General features: G+C 66.9%; 19 protein-coding genes. 3 read left to right on the top strand and 16 right to left on the bottom strand.

The window, feature by feature from the left end:
• Window positions 1–8: 8 nt before the first annotated feature.
• Both holA and AB0C34_RS20575 read right to left on the bottom strand, forming a co-directional pair.
• Window positions 9–980: a DNA polymerase III subunit delta gene (holA, locus tag AB0C34_RS20580; protein WP_357075119.1), complete on the bottom strand. Its 972-nt coding sequence runs from the start codon at window positions 978–980 to the stop codon at window positions 9–11.
• A 185-nt stretch (window positions 981–1,165) separates the two neighbouring features.
• Window positions 1,166–2,212, bottom strand: coding sequence for an alpha/beta hydrolase (locus tag AB0C34_RS20575; protein WP_357075116.1), 1,047 nt, complete (start codon window positions 2,210–2,212; stop codon window positions 1,166–1,168).
• A 795-nt stretch (window positions 2,213–3,007) separates the two neighbouring features.
• On the opposite strand from AB0C34_RS20575, the gene AB0C34_RS20570 reads away from it, so the two are divergent.
• From AB0C34_RS20570 to AB0C34_RS20560, 3 genes are all read left to right on the top strand, one after another.
• Window positions 3,008–3,685: a HEAT repeat domain-containing protein gene (locus AB0C34_RS20570; protein ID WP_357075273.1), complete on the top strand. Its 678-nt coding sequence runs from the start codon at window positions 3,008–3,010 to the stop codon at window positions 3,683–3,685.
• Window positions 3,679–4,713, top strand: coding sequence for a MerR family transcriptional regulator (locus AB0C34_RS20565; protein ID WP_357075113.1), 1,035 nt, complete (start codon window positions 3,679–3,681; stop codon window positions 4,711–4,713). The genes AB0C34_RS20570 and AB0C34_RS20565 overlap by 7 nt, the downstream gene beginning before the upstream one ends.
• A 191-nt stretch (window positions 4,714–4,904) precedes the next feature.
• Window positions 4,905–5,918, top strand: a complete 1,014-nt coding sequence (locus tag AB0C34_RS20560) for an aldo/keto reductase (RefSeq protein WP_357075110.1) — start codon at window positions 4,905–4,907, stop codon at window positions 5,916–5,918.
• Between the two features lie 367 nt (window positions 5,919–6,285).
• On the opposite strand, the gene AB0C34_RS20555 is transcribed toward AB0C34_RS20560, so the two are convergent.
• From AB0C34_RS20555 to AB0C34_RS20490, 14 genes are all read right to left on the bottom strand, one after another.
• Window positions 6,286–6,819, bottom strand: coding sequence for a hypothetical protein (locus tag AB0C34_RS20555; protein ID WP_357075107.1), 534 nt, complete (start codon window positions 6,817–6,819; stop codon window positions 6,286–6,288).
• A 371-nt stretch (window positions 6,820–7,190) separates the two neighbouring features.
• Window positions 7,191–7,538, bottom strand: a complete 348-nt coding sequence (locus AB0C34_RS20550) for a hypothetical protein (RefSeq protein ID WP_357075104.1) — start codon at window positions 7,536–7,538, stop codon at window positions 7,191–7,193.
• Between the two features lie 529 nt (window positions 7,539–8,067).
• On the bottom strand, window positions 8,068–8,292 hold the full coding sequence (locus AB0C34_RS20545; protein ID WP_357075101.1) for a hypothetical protein: 225 nt from the start codon (window positions 8,290–8,292) through the stop codon (window positions 8,068–8,070).
• Window positions 8,293–8,394: 102 nt separating this feature from the next.
• Entirely contained in the window at window positions 8,395–11,310 is a 2,916-nt protein-coding gene (locus tag AB0C34_RS20540) for a ComEC/Rec2 family competence protein (protein ID WP_357075099.1), read from the bottom strand.
• On the bottom strand, window positions 11,307–12,311 hold the full coding sequence (locus AB0C34_RS20535; protein ID WP_357075096.1) for a helix-hairpin-helix domain-containing protein: 1,005 nt from the start codon (window positions 12,309–12,311) through the stop codon (window positions 11,307–11,309). Before AB0C34_RS20535 ends, AB0C34_RS20540 begins: the two co-directional genes overlap by 4 nt.
• Window positions 12,312–12,426: 115 nt before the next feature.
• Entirely contained in the window at window positions 12,427–12,651 is a 225-nt protein-coding gene (locus AB0C34_RS20530; protein WP_357075270.1) for an IclR family transcriptional regulator C-terminal domain-containing protein, read from the bottom strand.
• A 590-nt stretch (window positions 12,652–13,241) separates the two neighbouring features.
• The gene (locus AB0C34_RS20525) at window positions 13,242–14,084 is read right to left on the bottom strand and encodes a DegV family protein (RefSeq protein WP_357075093.1); all 843 of its coding nucleotides are present in this window, start codon (window positions 14,082–14,084) and stop codon (window positions 13,242–13,244) included.
• Between the two features lie 3 nt (window positions 14,085–14,087).
• Window positions 14,088–15,635, bottom strand: a complete 1,548-nt coding sequence (gene octT, locus AB0C34_RS20520; RefSeq protein WP_357075090.1) for a diglucosylglycerate octanoyltransferase — start codon at window positions 15,633–15,635, stop codon at window positions 14,088–14,090.
• Window positions 15,625–16,323, bottom strand: coding sequence for a histidine phosphatase family protein (locus tag AB0C34_RS20515; protein ID WP_357075088.1), 699 nt, complete (start codon window positions 16,321–16,323; stop codon window positions 15,625–15,627). Before AB0C34_RS20515 ends, octT begins: the two co-directional genes overlap by 11 nt.
• A 22-nt stretch (window positions 16,324–16,345) precedes the next feature.
• A complete protein-coding gene (gene rsfS, locus AB0C34_RS20510) occupies window positions 16,346–16,759 on the bottom strand; it encodes a ribosome silencing factor (RefSeq protein WP_357075085.1) in 414 nt (137 codons plus the stop codon).
• A gap of 28 nt (window positions 16,760–16,787) precedes the next feature.
• Window positions 16,788–17,426, bottom strand: coding sequence for a nicotinate-nucleotide adenylyltransferase (nadD, locus tag AB0C34_RS20505; RefSeq protein WP_357075267.1), 639 nt, complete (start codon window positions 17,424–17,426; stop codon window positions 16,788–16,790).
• A 682-nt stretch (window positions 17,427–18,108) separates the two neighbouring features.
• Entirely contained in the window at window positions 18,109–18,378 is a 270-nt protein-coding gene (locus AB0C34_RS20500; protein WP_357075082.1) for a hypothetical protein, read from the bottom strand.
• Window positions 18,375–18,719 carry a cupin domain-containing protein gene (locus AB0C34_RS20495; protein ID WP_357075079.1) on the bottom strand — a complete coding sequence of 115 codons (345 nt, stop codon included), beginning with the start codon at window positions 18,717–18,719 and terminating at the stop codon, window positions 18,375–18,377. Before AB0C34_RS20495 ends, AB0C34_RS20500 begins: the two co-directional genes overlap by 4 nt.
• Window positions 18,716–19,402, bottom strand: a complete 687-nt coding sequence (locus AB0C34_RS20490; RefSeq protein ID WP_357075076.1) for a DUF2848 family protein — start codon at window positions 19,400–19,402, stop codon at window positions 18,716–18,718. Before AB0C34_RS20490 ends, AB0C34_RS20495 begins: the two co-directional genes overlap by 4 nt.
• Window positions 19,403–19,412: the final 10 nt, after the last annotated feature.

Genomic DNA, 19,412 nt, shown 5'->3' with positions numbered 1-19,412 from the left:
GATCCGGATCAGCCTGTGCCGTGTAGGTCCAGGATCCGGGTGAGGGCACGTTCGAGGGCGTAACCGGCGTCGGCGGCACCTCCTTTGACGTCGGCGTTGAGGGCGGCGACCACGTGGAGGGCCGAACCGATGGTCGCGGGAGTCCAGCTGCGGGCTTGGGCCTGGGCCTTTTTCACTTTCCACGGCGGCATACCGAGCTGCTGGGCCAGTGCGAACGGGTCACCACGGCCGGCCGAGCCGACCCGCGCGATGGTGTGTACAGAATCGGCGAGTGCGTCGGCGAGCAGGACGTGCGGGACGCCACGGTCGTTCGCCCAGCGCAGTGCCTCCATCGCGCCAGGGCGATCCCCCGCCACGGCAAGCTCGGCGACGTCGAACCCGGACACTTCGGCTTTGCCCGAATAGTAGCGGCGCACGGCCGCGACATCGACCTTGCCGCCGGTGTCGGCGGCCAGCTGCGCGCACGCGGCCGCCAGCTCACGCAGCTCCGAGCCCACCGTCTCCAACACGACCTGCACGACCTCGCCGGACACCCGGACCCCGGCACGCCGGAACTCGCCGCGGACGAACTCGACTCGCTCGGTGGCCTTGGTCAATTTGGCGCACTCATGGGTGACCGCCCCGGCCTTCTGCAGCGCGGGCACGAGAGCCTTGGCCCGTCCGCCGCCGGAGTGCAGGACAACCAGCACCACCCCGTCGGGCGGGTCCTGTGCGGCCTCGGTGATCACCGCGACCGCGTCTTTGCCCGCCTCGGCCGCCGATTCGAGCACGATCACCCGGTCCTCGGCAAACAGTGAGGGGCTCAGTAGTTCAGCCAGCTCGGCGGTGCTCGCATCCCCGGCACGCAGTCGGTCCACCGGTACCGCGTCAGCGTCCGGCGCCGACGCACGCACCCGCGCGGTCACCTCCCCCAACGCACGCTCGATCAGCAGTTCTTCTTCTCCGAGCACGAGGTGGAGCTGCGCCGGCCGCTCAGTCACGACGGCGCCTTTCCGAAACTCGACGTCGTCGCGCCCGAGGGCCTTGCCTGGATGGTTCGCTCGCAGCGCTCGCTCACGGCCTGATCCTACGATCCCCGACCGACACGATTCGCCGAGTACCCAGCGCCCGTGTCGAGCAGTCGACACGCTGTGTGTCGACGAGCCGTGAAAGGACCGCAGCGCGGCTACGCGCTGCCGGTCTCGATCCAATTGTTGATCTTCTGGAAGGACGATGGCGCCGACGGGTGCAGTGGCAGGTTATGGGCGGTACCCGGCACGACGAGAGCATCGAAATCCGCGGCGCCGCTGTAATAGGGAGCCTCATTCGCCACAATCGAATCCGCGGTCTGACAACTCACCACCAAGTTGCAGAAGATGTCGTCGTTCGCGCCCATGACGATCAAGACCGGCGCAGTGATCGAGCGGGCCGAGCTGAGTGCCACCGGCGCCAACAGCGCGGTAGCCGACTCACTCACTTCACCGACGGTCGCCAGATCCTTGTTGCTTTCGTCGTAGGCGATCACCGTGGAGTCGGCGGTTTTCGGATCGTAGAAGGCGGGGCCACGCCGATCGGGCACGGTGGTGAGATATCCGGGGTCGAGGCCCTTTCCGGCAAACTTGGGATCGAGCGCCGCCGGATACAGGCTGGCAAAGAACGCGGTCGAAGTCAGACCCACGGCAGGCAGATGAATTATTCCGGTCACGACAAGTCGGTCCAGATCGTGCCAGCGAGACGCCTCGTTCGTGAGCGTGACCGAGCCCAGCGAATGTCCCGCGCCGTTCACCTGCGAATAGCCCTGCCCGCGAACCCAACCGATCAACTGGTGCAGCACATAGGCGTCGCTGGATACCGTGAGCGCCGAACTCGCCGGACGGCTACTGGATCCGGTGCCGAGCCGGTCGAAATTGAACGTTGCTCGACCGGCTGCCAAGGTGAGATCGACGTACGAATCCGCCTGCGGGTCTTGCGGCCAATCCCAATACGTCCGGTTGTAGGTGGCGCCGGCTACGAGCACGTCGATTCGATGCTCGCCGGGAGCCCACGCGCTCGGCGTACAAAGTGTCGCGGCGACGGTATTGTCCTGTGGCCCACCGTCGGACAGCGCAACGGGAACAGCAATATCCCGGCAGGTACCGGGCTTATCGCTCGCCGCCGAAGCCGGCGCCGCCGTGACGAGAAAAGTGGATGCGAACACAGCAGCGGCCGCAACGGCCACGCGGCGGAAATTCATAGCACCTCATCGAGGTCGAAATCTGCGGAAAAACCGAACTCGGCTGACATCGTCAATCGCATACATCCGTGTTCGGCGTTCTGCATCGTATGTTGCCGACCGGTCGAGCACAATGCCTCGCGGACCGCTTCCACCGTTAGCCGACTCGGCCGCATTATCGGGGCGATCCCGCGCACCGAAGCCGCAGTTCGCCAGGATTTCTCGATGAATATCGGTGATGGCGCGGCATTTCACGACCTTCACCATCGGCGCGGGTGTGAAGGACGAGGCCGCCACGTCGGTGCTGCGACGCACCACCGACGAAACCACCAAATGAGCAGGTGCACGACAGCGTCGATGTCACAACGACATTCGCGAACGTGCTATGAACACCGCTGTCTACCAATACCGCACCGCCACCATGCTGACCTTCCCGGTGAGCGCCGCCATGATCGGCAGCGTGACCACCAACGCCGTGCGGACACCGCACGATCGCGGCCAGCACCCCTGGCACGCGGCCAGTCGGCCGAGGTGGGTGCCAACAGGATCAGGCCAGCGGTCGCGACCACCGACATCGCGCAACCCGCGCTGACCGCGAGCCCAGGCGACAGTGCAGGCAGCGCGCCGACTCCTGCCAGAGCATGGCCCGGCAGATCCCGCACCGGGAGGTGACGTTCCATCATCGCTACGCGAACTGCGTTAGACGGGCCAGGTCACCGATGCGATCGTGAATACAGCGATGTCGGCGGCGGCTCACTGGCGAACTTGACATTGTCACTGTGACAAGGCGTTCACTGGCGGTCGGAGGTGGTACCCATCAACGCGACACACAGGAACCCGCAGAACACGCGACTACTCGACGCCTTGGCCGCGCAGAACTCATCGACTCGGCTCGCGGCCGCCCTGGCAGTCGGCACGCGTCCCGAGCCCGATTTCGTCGATGTGCTGGTAGAACGCTGCGCGATAGAGCCGGACTTCTTCGTGCGGGACATGCTCACGTGGGCGCTGACCCGGCTGCCGACGGAGATCACGGTTCCGAGACTGCGCGCGGAACTCCGTTCCGAGCGTGCCCAGGCCCGCAGCCAAGCGCTGCACACGCTGTCCAAGATCGGGGACAGGAACGCATGGCCCTCGATCACCCGGTCATTGCTGCATGATGCCGACGACCAGGTCGCGCGCAGCGCGTGGCGCGCTGCCGTTCTCCTCGTGCCCGACGGCGAGCAGGCAGAGTTGGCCGCGCAGCTCGCTACGCAATTCGGCCGCGGCGACCGGGAGGTGCAACTGAGTCTGAGCCGTGCCCTCGTCGCGCTCGGCACCGTGGTCGAGCCGGTCCTGCGAGCGGCGAGGGCAAGTCACGACCCAACGGTGCGTGCGCATGCGAGCGCCACAGAGCGACTCCTGTTCGACCCGGATGCCGGATTCGACCTCGCCGTCGATGAGGCGAGACGGGTCCTCGCGCTCGGTCCGGACCGGGAGGAGGAAACGGCGTGCTGATCGGCGAGGTGGCGCGCCGCTCGGGGGTCAGCGCGCGGATGCTCAGGCACTACGACTCCCTCGGGCTGGTACGACCGACCGGCCGCACCGTGGGTGGCTACCGGGAGTACTCCCCCGAAGACATCCGGCGGATCTTCCATGTGGAGGGGCTGCGGTCACTGGGGCTGTCGCTGAGCCAAATCGGACGCGCACTCGACGATCTCGAATTCACCCCGTCCGCACTGGTCGGCCACCTTATCCGAAAGACCGAGGAACGACTGAACCGGGAGCGAGAACTCCTCGAGCGGCTCCGCACAGTCGATGCGGCCGAGCCCTCCGGTTGGCCGGACGTCCTGCGCATCGTCGAGTTGCTGCACGGACTCGGTTCGCAAAGTGCCGACCGGCGCCTGCGCACCGTCCTCGCCCCGGCCGAGGACGTGCCGGTGTCCGCCGCGCTGCTGGCCGAGGCAGTTCTCACCGAATCCGACCCGAACGTTGCCGGGGCACTGCGGTGGGCCCTCGCGCGCGCCGGCGGCGACGCGGTGGCGAGTTTGGCCTCAGGCATGACCTCGGAGGAGGTCGACGTCCGTCGGCGCGCGGTGCTGGCGCTCGCCGAGCTATCTGGCGACGAGGCAACCGCGGCGCTCACGGACGCGCTCGAGGACGCGGACACGACAATCCGCACACGTGCTGCTCTCGCACTGGGTGCGCGAGGCGTGCCCCTGGCTGTACCGGCACTCGTCGGCACGGTGGTCGAGGGCCCGAACGATGTCGAGGCGGCCGAGCTCCTGGGAACGTTGGCGCGGGATGCGCAATGGGCAGACCGGATCCTGAGTGCGCTGGTCGACGAACTCGCCGCACACACCGCCGACTCGGCGGTGCGGCGACGACTGACCCAGGCCCTCGCCGAGCTACCAGGGACCATCGCGCTCGACATCCTGCGGCACCTGGCCGATGACGACGATCGGGCGGTGGCTCTGCTCGCCTCGGCGCTGGTGGAAACGCTCGAAGAACAGCCGGAGGGGAACAGCCCCGGCCACCTCGGTTAGTGCCCCGACCAGCGCGCCGTAGTGGATCACGGCACGGTTGGCGAAGCGACCTCGCCGAACGTCTGATCGATCACCCGCGTGGTCGGATGTCGCAGCCGATCAGGCCAGCCGCACTTTCGGCTGAGTTACATTGGTTCGAGCAGGACGAGTGGAAAGGTCAGGTCAAGAGGGTCTGTCACACGGAGGCGCCGATGCGTTTCAGTGAGTTCCTTCCCAGCCCGCTCGGATTCGGCACGGCCCCGCTGGGCAACATGTATCGCGCGATCCCGGCGGATGAGGCAGCCGCAACCCTGGACGCCGCGTGGGAACAGGGCGTGCGGTATTACGACACCGCCCCGTTCTATGGCGCGGGTTTGGCGGAGCAGCGGCTCGGCGAGCTGCTGTCCACCAAGCCCAGGGATTCTTTCGTCTTGTCCACAAAGGTCGGGCGCGTCATCTACGACGGGGTGGAGAGCCCGAATGCTCGTGATCTCGGTGAGAAGGGCGGGCTTTTCGAACACGGTCGTCCCAACAAGATGGTGACTACCTACACGTCCGATGCCACGGAGCGGTCGATCGAGGACAGTCTGAAGCGACTGGGTGTCGACCGATTGGACATCGTCACGGTGCATGACATCGCTCAGGACTTCCATGGCGACGCCTGGTTACAGCAGTTCGAGGTCGCACGCACCGGAGCTTTCCGCGTTCTGGACCGGCTGCGGGATGAAGGTGTCATCAAGGCATGGGGCACCGGGACCAACCGCACCGAACCAGTAGAACTGACGATTGCCTTGGACGAACCACGCCCGGACGTGTTCCTGCTGGCAGGCCGATACACGCTGCTGGATCACGAACATGCTTTGGAACGACTGCTGCCGATGGCCGCCGCGCAAGGCTTGGAGATGATCGTCGGCGGGCCCTACAACTCCGGGGTGCTCGCGGGCGGATGCCATTTCGAGTACCAGACGGCATCGGCCGAGATCGTCGATCGGGTCCGGCGCATCACGGAGACCGCCGACCGGCACGGCATCAGTGTGAAAGCAGCCGCCCTACAGTTCTCGCTCGCCCACCCGGTCGCAGTCGCCACCATTCCCGGAGCGTCGCGGCCCAGCCGAATCGCCGAGGACCACGCTGCCGTACGAGCGGATATTCCGGCGGCGTTCTGGGCCGACCTTCGCGCGTCCGGACTGATCAGCCCGGACGCCCCGACCCCGCGCGGCGTCTGACCACTGCCGGCTCGATCTGCGTCCCGCACGGCATACGATGCGGTCAGCGAGTCCGAGTTGGCCGATCTGATCACCAGCATCTTTAGCAATTGCCTCGACGGTGTGAGCAAGGCGGTGATGGTACGCGCGTCCTGAGCCTCGGCCTCGGGCATTGCTTGTAGAAGCCGGACACCGCCACCATCTCGGCGGGCGCACGCCACCACCCCCGCGCCCGCAACCAGTCGGCCCAGCTGGGCGCCAACAGGATCAGGCCCGCGGTCGCCACCACCGACAACGCGAAGCCCGCGCCGACCGCTAGTAGCGATCAGTGGTTCTCCGAATACAACGTGTCGCCCGGCGGCTGCCCCGCGAGAGGTGAGCCACGTCGCTATCCGATCGACGGCGACAGCGCCGTGGGTGATCGGATCAGATAGATCGCCCCAGAGTAGACATCGTCGTGCGCGATCTCGTCGTCACTTCGGTAGTACCGGACGAATGCCGAATCGACTGGAATGTCGACGACGCTGCGGGGATCGAATGGATATCGGTGGTCCTCGTCGCGGTCCGACCATTGGCTAAGACTCCCGGCAGGAAGAAGGTAGAGGCCAGGAGGTTCGTTCCGATCGAGATACGTCCGCAGGAAGTCGATTCCGGCGAGCACAGACCTCGGCGAAGGCAACGTCTGTGTCACTTCCAAAGGGAGAACCAGGCAGGCGGCGATACCGGCCCGATTTGGCCAGTCGACCCCGTTACAGAGTGCACCAAAAGCGCTCGCGCTGCTCGCGAGTAACCGGGACGGGTCCCGCATGCTCTCCGCGCTGAGCCCGAAGTCATCGATATGGCGGGAAAACAGGCGCTGATCTGCTGCGGCGGAAACCTCTGTGGCCCACTGCCCGATCGCGTCCAGATCAAGATCTACCAACAACCGACCGTCCGTTCTGCTCCAAACACCGTGCTGGATCATGCCATCGACCGCAATGGCGGGCTACCCGGTTTCGTTCCGACCGAGCACACGCGCCGGAGCCAGGGGCCTGGCAGGGCCGACCGATCGCCCGCCACGAGACGTTCGGTGCGATCGAGATCTCGAGATGTACTAGTCCGGCATGAACCCTGTGACCGCCGAGTCACTGTGAGCGCCTTCGACTTGACGAACTCAGCATCAGACGGCGGTCGTGGGCGCTCTCATCGGCATTTCCGGACGTTGGTGCCGCTCATAGTTCGTTACACAGGTGTCTCGAACCGCTCCCGACCATGTCCAGCGGTAGGACAGCGCCCAGCGGAATGAGCGGACATTCAGCCCGCGCTTTCACGTTCTGCCAGGAATTCATCGAGCAGGTCGAACAGCACCTCGAGGATGCGGGTTTCCTGCTCGCGATTGAGATCGGTGACAAAGTCCCAGTCTGGCAGTGCGATCTGCTTGATCACCCCTGACCAGGCGAAGCTGCTCTCGCGACGAAGGCGGTTGGCGAGCAACCAGTCGCGAAAGCCGTCCAGTCCTTGCCCGCCAGACCGGCGCGCGGCGTAGTCGTAACCGTCGAGGAAGCATGTCACGCCACGAACAGTTGTGAAACCGATGAACATGCCTGGGCGCGCTGCAAACTGCCGCAGGTATTCACGTTCGGTAAGGCTGTTCGGGTCCATCGGTTTCCGCATGTTCGCTCGACCCCGCTCGGCGAAGTGCCCATCGAGGCCCGCAGGATTCTCCATCCCGCTACTTCACCATGCCGACAGTGACCTGAAATAGTGCTGGTCCCCGGCCCAACGCAAATGCACCAACTCGGCATTACCGGACGTTGGTGCTGCTCACTACTCGTTACACATATATTCCAGCCCTCCGCGCTGGACTCGTCGGCCACCCGGCAGATCGTGCCCGCGCAACGTCGCGCCAGCGCTTTGCTTGCCCGGCAGCATGAGCGGACGTCGTCGACGCCCTCGTGTTCCGTATGTGACGATCGATAGATGTCCCGGCAGCACTACCGGGTTGATAGCCGCGCGGTCCCGCCCGGCGAACTCGTACGCGGTCGTCAACTGCACTGGGTAGAACCTGAAACGCCAAGAAGCCGCCCCGGACTCTGTCGGATGAACTGCTCCCCGAAAGTTGGACCGCGAAATTGTGGTCCTGACTTCTGGGGAGCAGTTCAGGAGTCCGGGGCGGCTCTTTTGTGCTTGGTCAGCTGAAGTAGATGAACGTATTCGGTGCCCCAGCCACGAGCGTTCGCGTTGCGCCGAACGCGGTCGTGTAGGCGGCCCACACTGTGTCTCCGCTGTCGAGGTTGATCGACTGCGGTGTGAGTGTGGCTGACGACACGCTGAAACCGATGCTCAGTGTCGCGATGGTGGTCGAGTTCTTGATCAAAGAAGATTTCCCCGGACCACGGCCGACGTTAACAGGCACAGGTTGAATGCTCGCCGCCGCAGATATCCGTCGGAAACGTCGAGTTGCCCGGCGTAGTCAGCCGCTTCGAGATCCGGCTCCGACCCGCCGAGTCACCCGCACTCACCGTGAACTCGCGATGCGCAGGCTTCCTCTGTCCCCGAAGACCGCGATGTCGCCGCGCCGGTCGGTGCGGGCGACCGTGGCGCCGAGGGCGGACAGATCCGCGAGGACAGCAGGGTTCGGGTGACCGAATGTGTTATCGGCACCGACGCTGACGAGGACGAGGCGGGGGCCTACGGCGGTGAGGAATTCTTTTGTGGTTGTGCGTGATCCGTGGTGTGGGAGTTTGAGGATGTCGGCCTGGATGGGAATCCCGGCATGCATCAGCGCGCGCTGGGCCGGCGCTTCGATATCCCCGGTGAGCAGGACGCGACCGACCGGGGTTCGGGCGGTGACGACCACCGAGCGGTCGTTCGCATCGTCCGCTTCGGCTCCGCGAGTGGGTCGCGGTGTATTCCTGGTAGGCGCCAATACCTCGAGTTCGACCGCACCGAAACTCAACACGTGTCCGGCCGACAGCTCCAGTAGTGGAATTCCAGCGTTTCGGGCGGCGGCCACCACCTGCGCCAAGCCGGTCACCGGCGCACGCGGATCGTCCCCGGTTCGGTCCAGCCCCGACCCGGCTCCCGACCCAAGGGAAGGGCACCGACCATGCACCAGCACCGAAGTGTCACCGTCGGTCGTTCGCTGGTACCCCGCGGACATCACCTCGCTGGTGCGTGTCGGTCGATCGCTGACCAGACCCCACCCACTCTCATCGTCAGCCGTACGGTCCTGCCCACCATCGGATCGGCCATCCCTGACTCCTGGCCGATCGGTGACTCGCCCTCGCCGATCCTCCCGGTCATCGATCGCATGATCGTGTGGATCGGCCACTCGCCATTGCGCCGGGGCTGGCTGTACCAGCGACCGTGGGTCACTACCCGTGTGGTCGTCGGTGTCCCACTGTTGAATTCCCGCCGGTATTGCGGGAACGCCTGACGCACATTCGGAGTCACCCGCACGGACCGCGGGACCGTTGGCGGATGAGGAGGCCGGTGGCAATCCGTCGAGTTCGTGCAGGCCAACGGCTATCGCCCCCACCGCACGGTGGCGCAAGGCGCCGGCGAGACCGCCGATATGGTCCGCGTGCGGATGGGTGAGGATGAGTAAAGGGACCTGCGAGACGTGCAGACGATCCAGACAACTTCGGATCGGACGCGGGTCAGGCCCGACGTCGATAACCACGGCGGCGCCGGGACCGACCGCCAGGACGAGGCCGTCACCTTGACCCACGTCGCAGGCTGCGAGGATCCAACCGGTCGGCGGCCAACCGGGATGCCAGATGCGAACCGGGATCAGTACCGCCGCGATGCCGAGCACCGCCGCCGCAGTGAAACGGCGTACGACCCGCGAGCGCAGGGCGGCGACAGCGAAGGCGACGAGGACGCCGGCGATGAGCCCACCCGCCGTACCACTTGTTACCGTGACGGACGCACCCGGCAGACCGGCCGCGTGTTCAGCGACGCGCAGCAACCACCACGTCGGTGGTGTGGCGCACCGCAAGACCAGGTCGGCGAGTGGCGACCAGGCACACGACAGCACCGCACCACCCGCACCGATGACGGTGATCGGCGCAATGACCGGCGCCACAAGAACATTCGCGAGCACCGCGACCAGGCTTATCTTCCCGGTGAGCGCCACCATGATCGGCAGCGTGACCACGAACGCCCCCGCGGACACCGCAACCATCTCGGCGGGCGCACGCCACCACCCCCGCGACCGCAACCAGTCGGCCCAGCTGGGCGCCAACAGGATCAGGCCCGCGGTCGCCACCACCGACAACGCGAAGCCCGCGCCGACCGCTAGTCCGGGTGACAAAGCAAGCAGCGCGATAACGGCGCCGCACAGCGCGGGCAGCGCTTGCTTCCGACGACCGGTGATCAACGCCAACACCGTCACCGCACCCATCGCCCCGGCGCGCAGCACACTCGGGTCCGGGCGCGCAATGACCACGAACATGAGCAGCGCCGCCGACGCGGCAGCCGCGGCGGCCCGTGGACCGACCGTGAGCAACCGCATGGCGAACAACACGATGGACAGCAAAATGGTGAAGTTCGCCCCGCTCACCACGCAGAGGTGTTGCAGCCCCGCGATGTCGAAGTCTTCGCGGACATAGTCGGGCAGTGCCGAGGTGTCACCGACGACCAGCGCGGGCAGCAGTCCTGCCGCATCGGCCGGCAGGGCCCGCACCGCCGCCGCCGCGAAATCGGCGCGTACCGAACTCGCGACACGCTGCCACCACGGCAACCGTCCGATGGCTTTCGGCGGTCCCTGAGCGCGCAGCGTCGCCACCGTGAGGTCAGCTCGCCGTGGCTGGTCCACCCGAGCCCGGAACTCGATCGCCCGGCCGGGCGACACCTGGGCCCACTCCTTTCCCGCCGCCAGGATCACCACCGCACCACCGGCCCGCACGGGCGCATCACCGCGCTGATATTCCCGCAGATTCGCCCGGACCAGCCACTGCCGTCCACCGCCGATGCCCGTGCCGCGCAGCGGTTCCGGATCATCGGTCGGTGACACCACCACGCGCAGCGACAGCTCCGACGCCGTCCGCAACGGATGGGTCGCCACCCGATACTGCCGCCAGGCCGCGGCGGCCGCGAAACCCGCGCCGAGCAGCACGGCTGCCAGCGCTACGATCGCCACGACTCGCCATCGTTCATCTCGGTGGGCGATCGCCCACAGCAGCAGCAACCACAGGCCTATGGCCAGCACCGCCAATGCGGCGGCGAGCGTCACCCCGACCTGCCAGCCTGCTGTCAGCGCCACAATCGTTGCGGCCCAGCAGCACAGGGCCGCGGGCAACAGTCTGGCATCGAGCACCTGCGCGGCGCTGGGATCGTCGCTGACTGCCCGGGAGCGATCGGCGGCATGACCGGACCCGTCGAACTCACCCGAGTACGTATCCGACGTGCCCGTGCGGTCGGCCCTCATATCCGCACCAGGTCGCGCAGACGCGCCAGACGGGCCGGACCGATGCCGTCGACCTCGCCGAGTTGTGTCACGGAGGTGAAGCGCCCGTTGGTGGTACGCCAGGCGATGATGGCGCGGGCAGTGACGGGCCCCACTCCGGGTAGGGCATCGAGGTCGGATTCGGAAGCGGTGTTGAGGTCGACCTTGGCCGCGGGGCTCGAGGGGCGGCCGGGCGCCGATGCCGAGCCGGACGAAGGGCGGTCGCCCGCAGCGATCGTCGCGCTGCCAAGCTGAGGCGGGCTCTGATTCGATCCGGCTGGGCCGACCAGCACTTGGTCTCCGTCCGACAGGCGCTGAGCCAGATTCAAGCCGGTGGTATCAGCGCCGTCGCTCGGGCCGCCTGCCGCGGCGAGGGCGTCGGCGACCCGCGATCCGGTGGGAAGCCGGACCAGACCGGTGCGATGGACCAGGCCGACAACGCTGACGACCAGCTCGGTCGGCACGGCCGGATCGGTGTGCACCAGCGCCGCGCCGGGTTCCGCGGCAGAGTTCGCCGCAGGAACCGTCGTAGGCACTTGCGCGAGGGACGTCGACCGGATCGCGGGCACAGGGGCAACCGATCGCTCGATCGGACGCTCACGGAATGCGACAACCGCCGCGACCATCATCGCGGCCAGCCCGACCAACGCCAGCGTGCGCACACCACGCCGACCCGGATCGAGGCGGACTCCCCGAAACCTCTCCGGCACGAGACGTTTCCGCCAGCCCGGTCCGGCAATCGGCTCATCCAGCCAGTCCGGCGACCGCACATCGCCGACCGCATCATCGACCGCCGGAGCAGGACCCGAGTCGGCAGGCAACTGCTCGAGGTCCCATCGCCCCGGTCTGATCGGTCGACTCCCCGCATCGCCACCCACCCCGTCACCCGGCAAGGCCGAGGCGGCCGCTGTGCTCGTACCGATCCGGGCGGTCAGCGTGCCGAGCCGCCGCCGCACTCGCTCGCGTTCGTCCTGTCGTGACATGGCGGCGACGGTAGTCCCGCCGTGCCCTGGAAGACCGTGTTCGACCAGTGGATTCGATAAACCTGTTGATAACCGCGACGCTGTGGACAACTCCCTCCCGAGCTACTCCGGCACGTCATCGCCTCCAGGCCGGACCCGCTGCCTCAGGCCTCGCGGTGGCCGAGAGCGGCCGAAAGGCGCGCGGCGTCCGCCGGACAACCGGGATCAGACCGCGCATACATTCGGGTGGCATATAAGGCGTCGTGGCCGAGACACTGATGGCACCGACGATGGCGCGTGCGGCGTCACGGACCGGTGCGGCGACACAGTGAATGCCGAGTTCGTTGTCGTCCACGTCCATCGACGCTCCGGCACGGGCGTTTGCCTGCATGCTTGTTGCGTCGCGGATTCTCCCTCGGCGTTGCCCGAAAAAGACCCATCACCGTCGGGCTGCTGTTGACGACAGCGATGATGGGTGCGAACTTCGTCGACTCCACCGCGCTGGTGATCACGTTTCATTCGATCGCGTTCTTCGGCAACGGATTGGCGTCGATCACCTGGTCCCTGGTGTCGGCACTCGCGCCGAAACGCCCTGATCGGGTTGACCGGTGGGATGTTCGACTTCATCGGCAACCTGTCGTCGGTCGCGACACCCATGGTCATCGGCTACCTCGTCACCGACGAGAGTTTCGAACCTGGGTTCCGCTACATGACAGTCGTGACGGTGATCGCCATCGCCTTGTACGTCCTGTTGGTCGGCCGGGTCGAACGCGTCGAAGAACAAGTCGGCGCACCAGCGGCTGTAACCCGTCGACAACCAGCGTCTCGACACATGCCATCGAATCAGGGATCGAGTGCGGTAGCCGCCGTCGCGTGCACCCGGTACAGGGCATGCCGGGCGGCGACCATCGCGGCCACGCACGGGTCCTCGATGAGACAGTTCGGCTCGGATCAGACGCAGGCGCCGGGCAGAACGAGGACGCCGACCGCGCCGAGCCCGAGGTGTACCGCCAGCGTCGGACCGAATTCCGCGACGAAGAGTTCCCGGACGGCCGGGATGAGTTCACGCAGCTGTGTGGCGACGGTGTGTGCCGCCTCCTCGGCGCCGAGGTGTTGCACGGCAACCGAGGCGCCGTCCTCCCCTGCCGCGTCGACCGCCGCCGCGACGAGTTTCGCGTACGCCTTGGAGCGGGTACGCACCTTCTCGCGGAGTTCCAGCCGCCCCTCGACCATCTGCAGGAGCGGCTTGGTGACCAGTTCCGTACCGAAGAAGGCCGCCGACGACGACAGTCTGCCGCCGCGGCGCAACTGCTCGGTACGGTTGACCAGGATGAACGATCGGGCGCGGGTGGAAGCGGCCACCGCCGTGTCATAGACCTCGGCCAGCGACGCACCGGCTCGAGCCCGCCGCGCGGCGGCCAGAACCGGCAGCCCGGTCCCGAGCCCGGCACCCAGCGAGTCGACCAGACGCACCCGGTCGGCGGCTTCCATGTCGCGCACGGCCTGCCGTCCGGCCTCCCAGGTTCCCGACAACTGCCGGGACAGATGCACCGCGACGACACCGTCGCCGCGGCTGCGTGCCAGCGCCTGCTCATATACCGCGCGTAGCTCGCCCGGCGATGCCGCCGAGGTGGTCACGGTATCCGCGGCGTAGTCGATGTCGACCGGATCGACACCCTCCCTGATCGTTCGGTCACCGACCAGGACGTGCAGCGGAGCGACGGCGACTTTCAGCTCATCGAGATGTTCGGCAGGGAGGCTGGCCGACGAATCGGTGACGACCACAACGCCCACGGACTACCGAACCTCCTGCAAGGTCTTCACCATCGCGTTGGCGACAGCGGTGTGCCCGTCCCAGCCCCAGTGGATGCCGTCCGGGTTCGCCGCACCCGAGAAGATGTTGTCGCGCACCGCTTCACCCAGATCGACCAGCGGCACCGAGGTGCGCCCCGACCAAGCCCGCATCGCCTTGACGGCACGATCGCGTCCGGAGTGCACGCGGCCATAGGCATCGCAGTTGTGCACCGAGGGAAGCGCCGCTACAAACGGCAGGTCGGGCCGCAATTGCGTCACCGCGGTGCGCGACTGCTCCAGGTAATCGACACTCACCTTCGGCGGAAGCGCCACGGGACGACCGAGTTTCGCGAGTTTCGGCTGCAACCAGTTATAGGTGGCGCGAACGATGCGACGCAGCGCGGGTGGACGCACGTAACGAATCAGCTCGCGCAGGGCAGTCGGCAGCGGCGAGGGCAGCGTGTCCATCCCGCCGACCGCGAAGACCACCGCGCCCGCGCGCGGCACCGCGGCCCACACCCGCGGATCACCGATCAACGCCCAGTAGGCGTCACGGCAGGTCCAGCCGATCCGGGCGACCAGTTCGACGTCCCAATCCAGTTCGGCGGCAACCAGGTTCGGCCAGATTCGCGGGTCATCGGCGGGCAACCCACCCTGAGGGCCGAAATAGGCGAGCGAGTCGGCGATCACCAGGAGCACCGGGCGCGGGGATTCCCGTACCTCGGTGGGCTTGTCCGCGACCATCGATTCCGCCGCGGGAGCGGCGGACCGAGCCGCGACGGCCTCGGCTTCTGGGATAATCGCGTCGACGACAGTCTCCGCGTCTGCGATGACATCCGTGGCTGCGACGACATCCACGGCCGGGACTTCATCCGTGCCTGCGACTTCATCCGTGGCTGCGACGACACTCACGTCGACGTCGACATTCACACCAGTGGCGGCAACCACGTCGACAGCCGGCTCGGCGTCCGCGGCGGCCTGCGCTGCGCTGGCGATGTCCGCATCGCTCGACTGGGCCGCGGTGGGCGAGCCGACCTCGGTGCCTACGATCCCGGTGGAATCGGTTGCCGGAGTAGCGGAATCGATCGCCGTGGACGACTCGTCCGGCGAGCCGGTCACGGCATGCTGTGCACCGGCTTCCGCGACGACCGACTCGGCGGCGGCAGCGGTTTCGTCGTCGGCCGCATCGGCAGGCGCGCCGGCGTCGTGTCCCACGACACCAGCATCGTCGACACGAACCGCCGACTCCGCTACGGCCACGTCCTGGTCGGTACCGTCGGAACCGACGCCTTCGGCAGACTGCGCAGCAGTCTGCCCGATTACTGCGTCACGCTCCGCGTGCGTCCCGTCGGATTCCGAGCTGGGCGATCGGTCCGCCGCACCCGAGTCCCCAGTCGCACTAGTTGATTTCACCTCGGGCCGGACCTCGGGCTCCCGCCGGGGCGGCGGCGGGCCGCCGAACAACGCGTCGGGGAGGTGCCGTTCGGCCTTGGCCGACACCTTCCGGAACAATTCATCCGGGACCGATCGAATCGGTTCTTCAGAGGACATCGGGTGCTACCTTCGCCGCTGCGTTCCACACATCCAGACGCCAGCCGGGCTGTTCGATACTCGGGCCGTGACTGCTGAGCTGCACCCAGCTGGTGTTGGCCAGTCCTCCGAGGATCGGCCAGTTCTGTGGCGGCAGATCGAGCAGCGCAGCCGTGAGGGAAGCGATCAGCCCGCCGTGCGCCACCAGGATAATAGTCCGGCCGGGCCAGTCCTGCCGCTGGACAAGCAATTCCCGCACGACCGGCAGCGATCGCGCACCGACCTCGAGTTTGCTCTCGCCATTCGGCGGAGTGTATTTCGCGTCGAGCCGCCACGCGACGCGCGCACCCGGGTAGTCGGCATCGACTTCGAGGTGGGTCAAGCCCTCCCAGTCACCGAGGTTGGTCTCCCGCAGTCGAGCGTCTGGGACGACGGACAGCCCGGTATGGTCGGCCAGCGCGGACGCGGTGTCGAAGGCTCGGCGCAGGTCCGAGGAAACGATCGCGATCGCGTTGCGCGAGACCAGTTCGCGGGCCGCCTCTTTGGCCTGCCTGCGGCCCAGCTCGGTGAGATCGGTGTCGATCTGCCCTTGCATGCGGTCGGCGGCGTTCCATTCGGTTTGCCCGTGGCGCAACAGGATCAAGGTGCGCACGCCGGCATATTTGTTCACTGTCTCGCCTCGCCGATGACCGGTCGCACGCCGAACCATGACGCTGTGACGATTCGTTCGCTCACCGGGTATGGTCCTCGACCGCCGCACCCGCGTGTGGCTCCGGCGAGGCGCCGGTGATCCCCTCGACCGGCACGACCGGGCAGTCTTTCCACAAGCGCTCCAGCGCGTAGAAATTGCGCTCATCATTGTGCTGAATGTGCACCACGATATCGACGTAGTCCAGCAGCGCCCAGCGGCCTTCGCGGGTGCCCTCGCGTCGAACCGGCTTATGCCCGGCAGCACCGAGCTTCTCCTCGACGTTGTCGACGATCGCGTTCACCTGGCGCTCGTTGGGCGCGGACGCGATCACGAAGCAATCGGTGATCACCAACTGCTCCGACACATCGAGCACCACCACATCGGAGGCCAACTTCTCGTCTGCCGCCCGCGCCGCGACCTGCGCCATCTCGACCGACTCGCTCGACGCACTCATCCCCGCACCTCGCTGCGCTCGCTCACGCTCAGCTACCTTCCGCTGCTCCGGGCACATACAGGTGCCGCTTCGATATGTATTGCACTACGCCGTCCGGGACCAGGTACCACACCGGCCGGTTCTCGGCGGCGCGGCGACGGCATTCGCTCGACGAGATCGCCAATGCCGGGATCTCGATCATGGTCACGGCATCGGCGGGAAGATCCCGTAGATGCTCCTCGAGATGATCGGTATTGAGTTCATAGCCCGGACGGCTCACCCCGACGAACTTCGCCAGTTCGAACAGTTCCGCCCAATCCTGCCATGTCAAAATACTGGCCAGCGCGTCCGCACCGGTGATGAAGTACAGCTCGGCATCGGGACACTGCGTTTGTATCTCTCGCAAGGTATCGACCGTGTAGGTGACCTTGCCACGGTCGATGTCGGCACGACTGACCGAGAACCGCGGGTTGGACGCGGTCGCGATCACGGTCATCAAATATCGATCCTCGGCCGGACTGACCTGCTTATCCGCCTTCTGCCATGGCTGGCCGGTCGGGACGAAGATCACTTCGTCCAGGTCGAAGCGGTTCGCGACCTCGCTGGCGGCGACCAGGTGACCGTGGTGGATGGGGTCGAACGTACCGCCCATCACACCGAGTTTGCGGCGCCGACCTGTACCGTGCATGACTGCCGAGCTTAGTGGGTCGGCTCCGACCTGCTCGGGGCGGTAAGCGGAGCCGACGTCACCGGTGAACGACTGCCCCACGTCGGCCACCTTGCCCAGGCGGACAGGATGCGCTGGGCGCTCGGCCTCGGGACTGCCCACACGAGCATCCAGGGCCAGGCGATCGCGCTTCCCACGATACCCAGCGACCCGTTGAAATCCAGGTCAGAGGGCACAACAGCACCACCCCCTTATCGGGCTTCCCGATAATTCTGGCGGCCGACTCACCGCCCGCACGCCAGCGGTCCCATCCCTGGGTGCAGATCAGCTCGGCCAGTCGGATTCGTTCGATCGTGGAACCGGACACGGTCCCGGTCGGGCAACGCGACGTCTACCCGATTCGCCCCGGAATTTGCCCGGTTACCGCGCCCGGCCGACGGTTCGATGCCGGCGCACCACAACGGTCGGATACGGGTCGGCGACAGCGGGATCGGAGCTTGTGAGAAGAGCCCTTCGGGCTCCCACCCGATATCCATCCGGCACGCGAATCCCGCCGCGCCCGCGGATATTCCGACCTGAAGACCGATGCGACAGTCTGCACCCGCGAGGCGCCGTCGCCCGGACGGACACCGAGCCTGGGGCCGTCCACTATGCCTTGCAGGACAGGCACTTTCGTGCACCACATCCGCTCGACATCGAGGTTTCACGAACGCTCTGGCCAGCCTTGGGCAAAACGAGTCATTCCCAGCTGTCGGTCGTGGCATAGCACTTCGGGACCTGTCCCGGAATTGGGCGACGGCTCGCTCTCGCCATCGCATTCGCCGGTTTCGCTCGGGCGGCCGCCGGCCAGGGTTATCGGTGCTGGGATGCCGATCTTCGCTGAAATCGACCGCGCCGACACGTTGCACAGCCGCGCATCGCACAGCTCGAACAATGCGTCCGCGGCGATGCGAGGCCCGGCAAGCGGAATCACCGGTAGCGGACCTCGAAGGTGAGGCAGCCCTGGGGACCGCTCGTCCAGGGCCCGTGCGCCATGCCCGGCGGCCGGCACGCGTACTGGCCGGCGGAAAAGATCTGGCCGAGCCGGAGATCCGTCATCTCGCCCTCCAGGATGTAGACCTCCTCCCAGAAGTCGTGGACCTGCACGCCGTTCGGAGTGGTGTCGGTATTGGGTGCGAACCGCAGGATCCGAGTCGCGGTCCCGGATTCCGGGTCGGTCGCGAGGATCCGCTCGGTCAGTCCGGGCACGTGCCCGCTGCACAGGGTGAAGTCCGTCTTCTCGACCGGAGTGAACTCGATCTCGGGCTTGGTCATGCTTTTGCTCCTTCGGCAGTGCCGACATCGACGACGGCGACGCGATAATTCAGTTCGAGTGCCGGACCGCCGGCGGGCCGCAGAGTCATCTCCCAGGAGGCACCCATGACGAAATCCCCACCGATCACCGGAACAGTCCCGCCGAGCAGGACCACGTCGCGGCCGTCATCTCCCGCCGCGAGGTACAGGGCGAGCACCTCCGTCGGGATGCGCAGCGCTCGCAAGTACCCGTCCTGGTAGGGCCGGCCGTCGACGCTGGACCGCACTGCGACGGAATCCCAGTCGAGGTCGGCGGGCAGCGGCAGCACCGTCGGGCCGAGCGGCTTGGGGCAGGCGGCCTTCGAGCCGGCGACGCTCGTCCGCTCCAGCTCGCGGTCCGTGTGATCGGACGCGACGCCGAGATAGAGCCGGCCCCCGGTCCGGACCAGCAACGGTTCCACCTCACCGGAAGTCCCGGCCCCGGTCACGGTGATCTCGTCGGCGACGACGGCCAGCGAGCGGTCGAGCGGGTAGAAAGCGGGCACCGAGTCCGGCTCGGGCACTCCGATCGCGGCGAGTTCGTCGATGTGTTCGCGCACCGCTGCCTCGTCGCGCCCGGTATATCCGGCGACAACCAGGTCGAAGTCGGTCAAGACGAGCGTCTCGTCCGTTCCCGCGATCGCGAGGACAAGTGGTGCGGACATGACGGCTCCT

This window comes from Nocardia sp. NPDC049220 (assembly GCF_040647855.1).
Taxonomy (GTDB): Bacteria; Actinomycetota; Actinomycetes; order Mycobacteriales; family Mycobacteriaceae; genus Nocardia.
The sequence above is the reverse complement of the archived record's forward strand: the minus strand, read 5'-3'. Positions and strand labels throughout refer to the sequence as shown.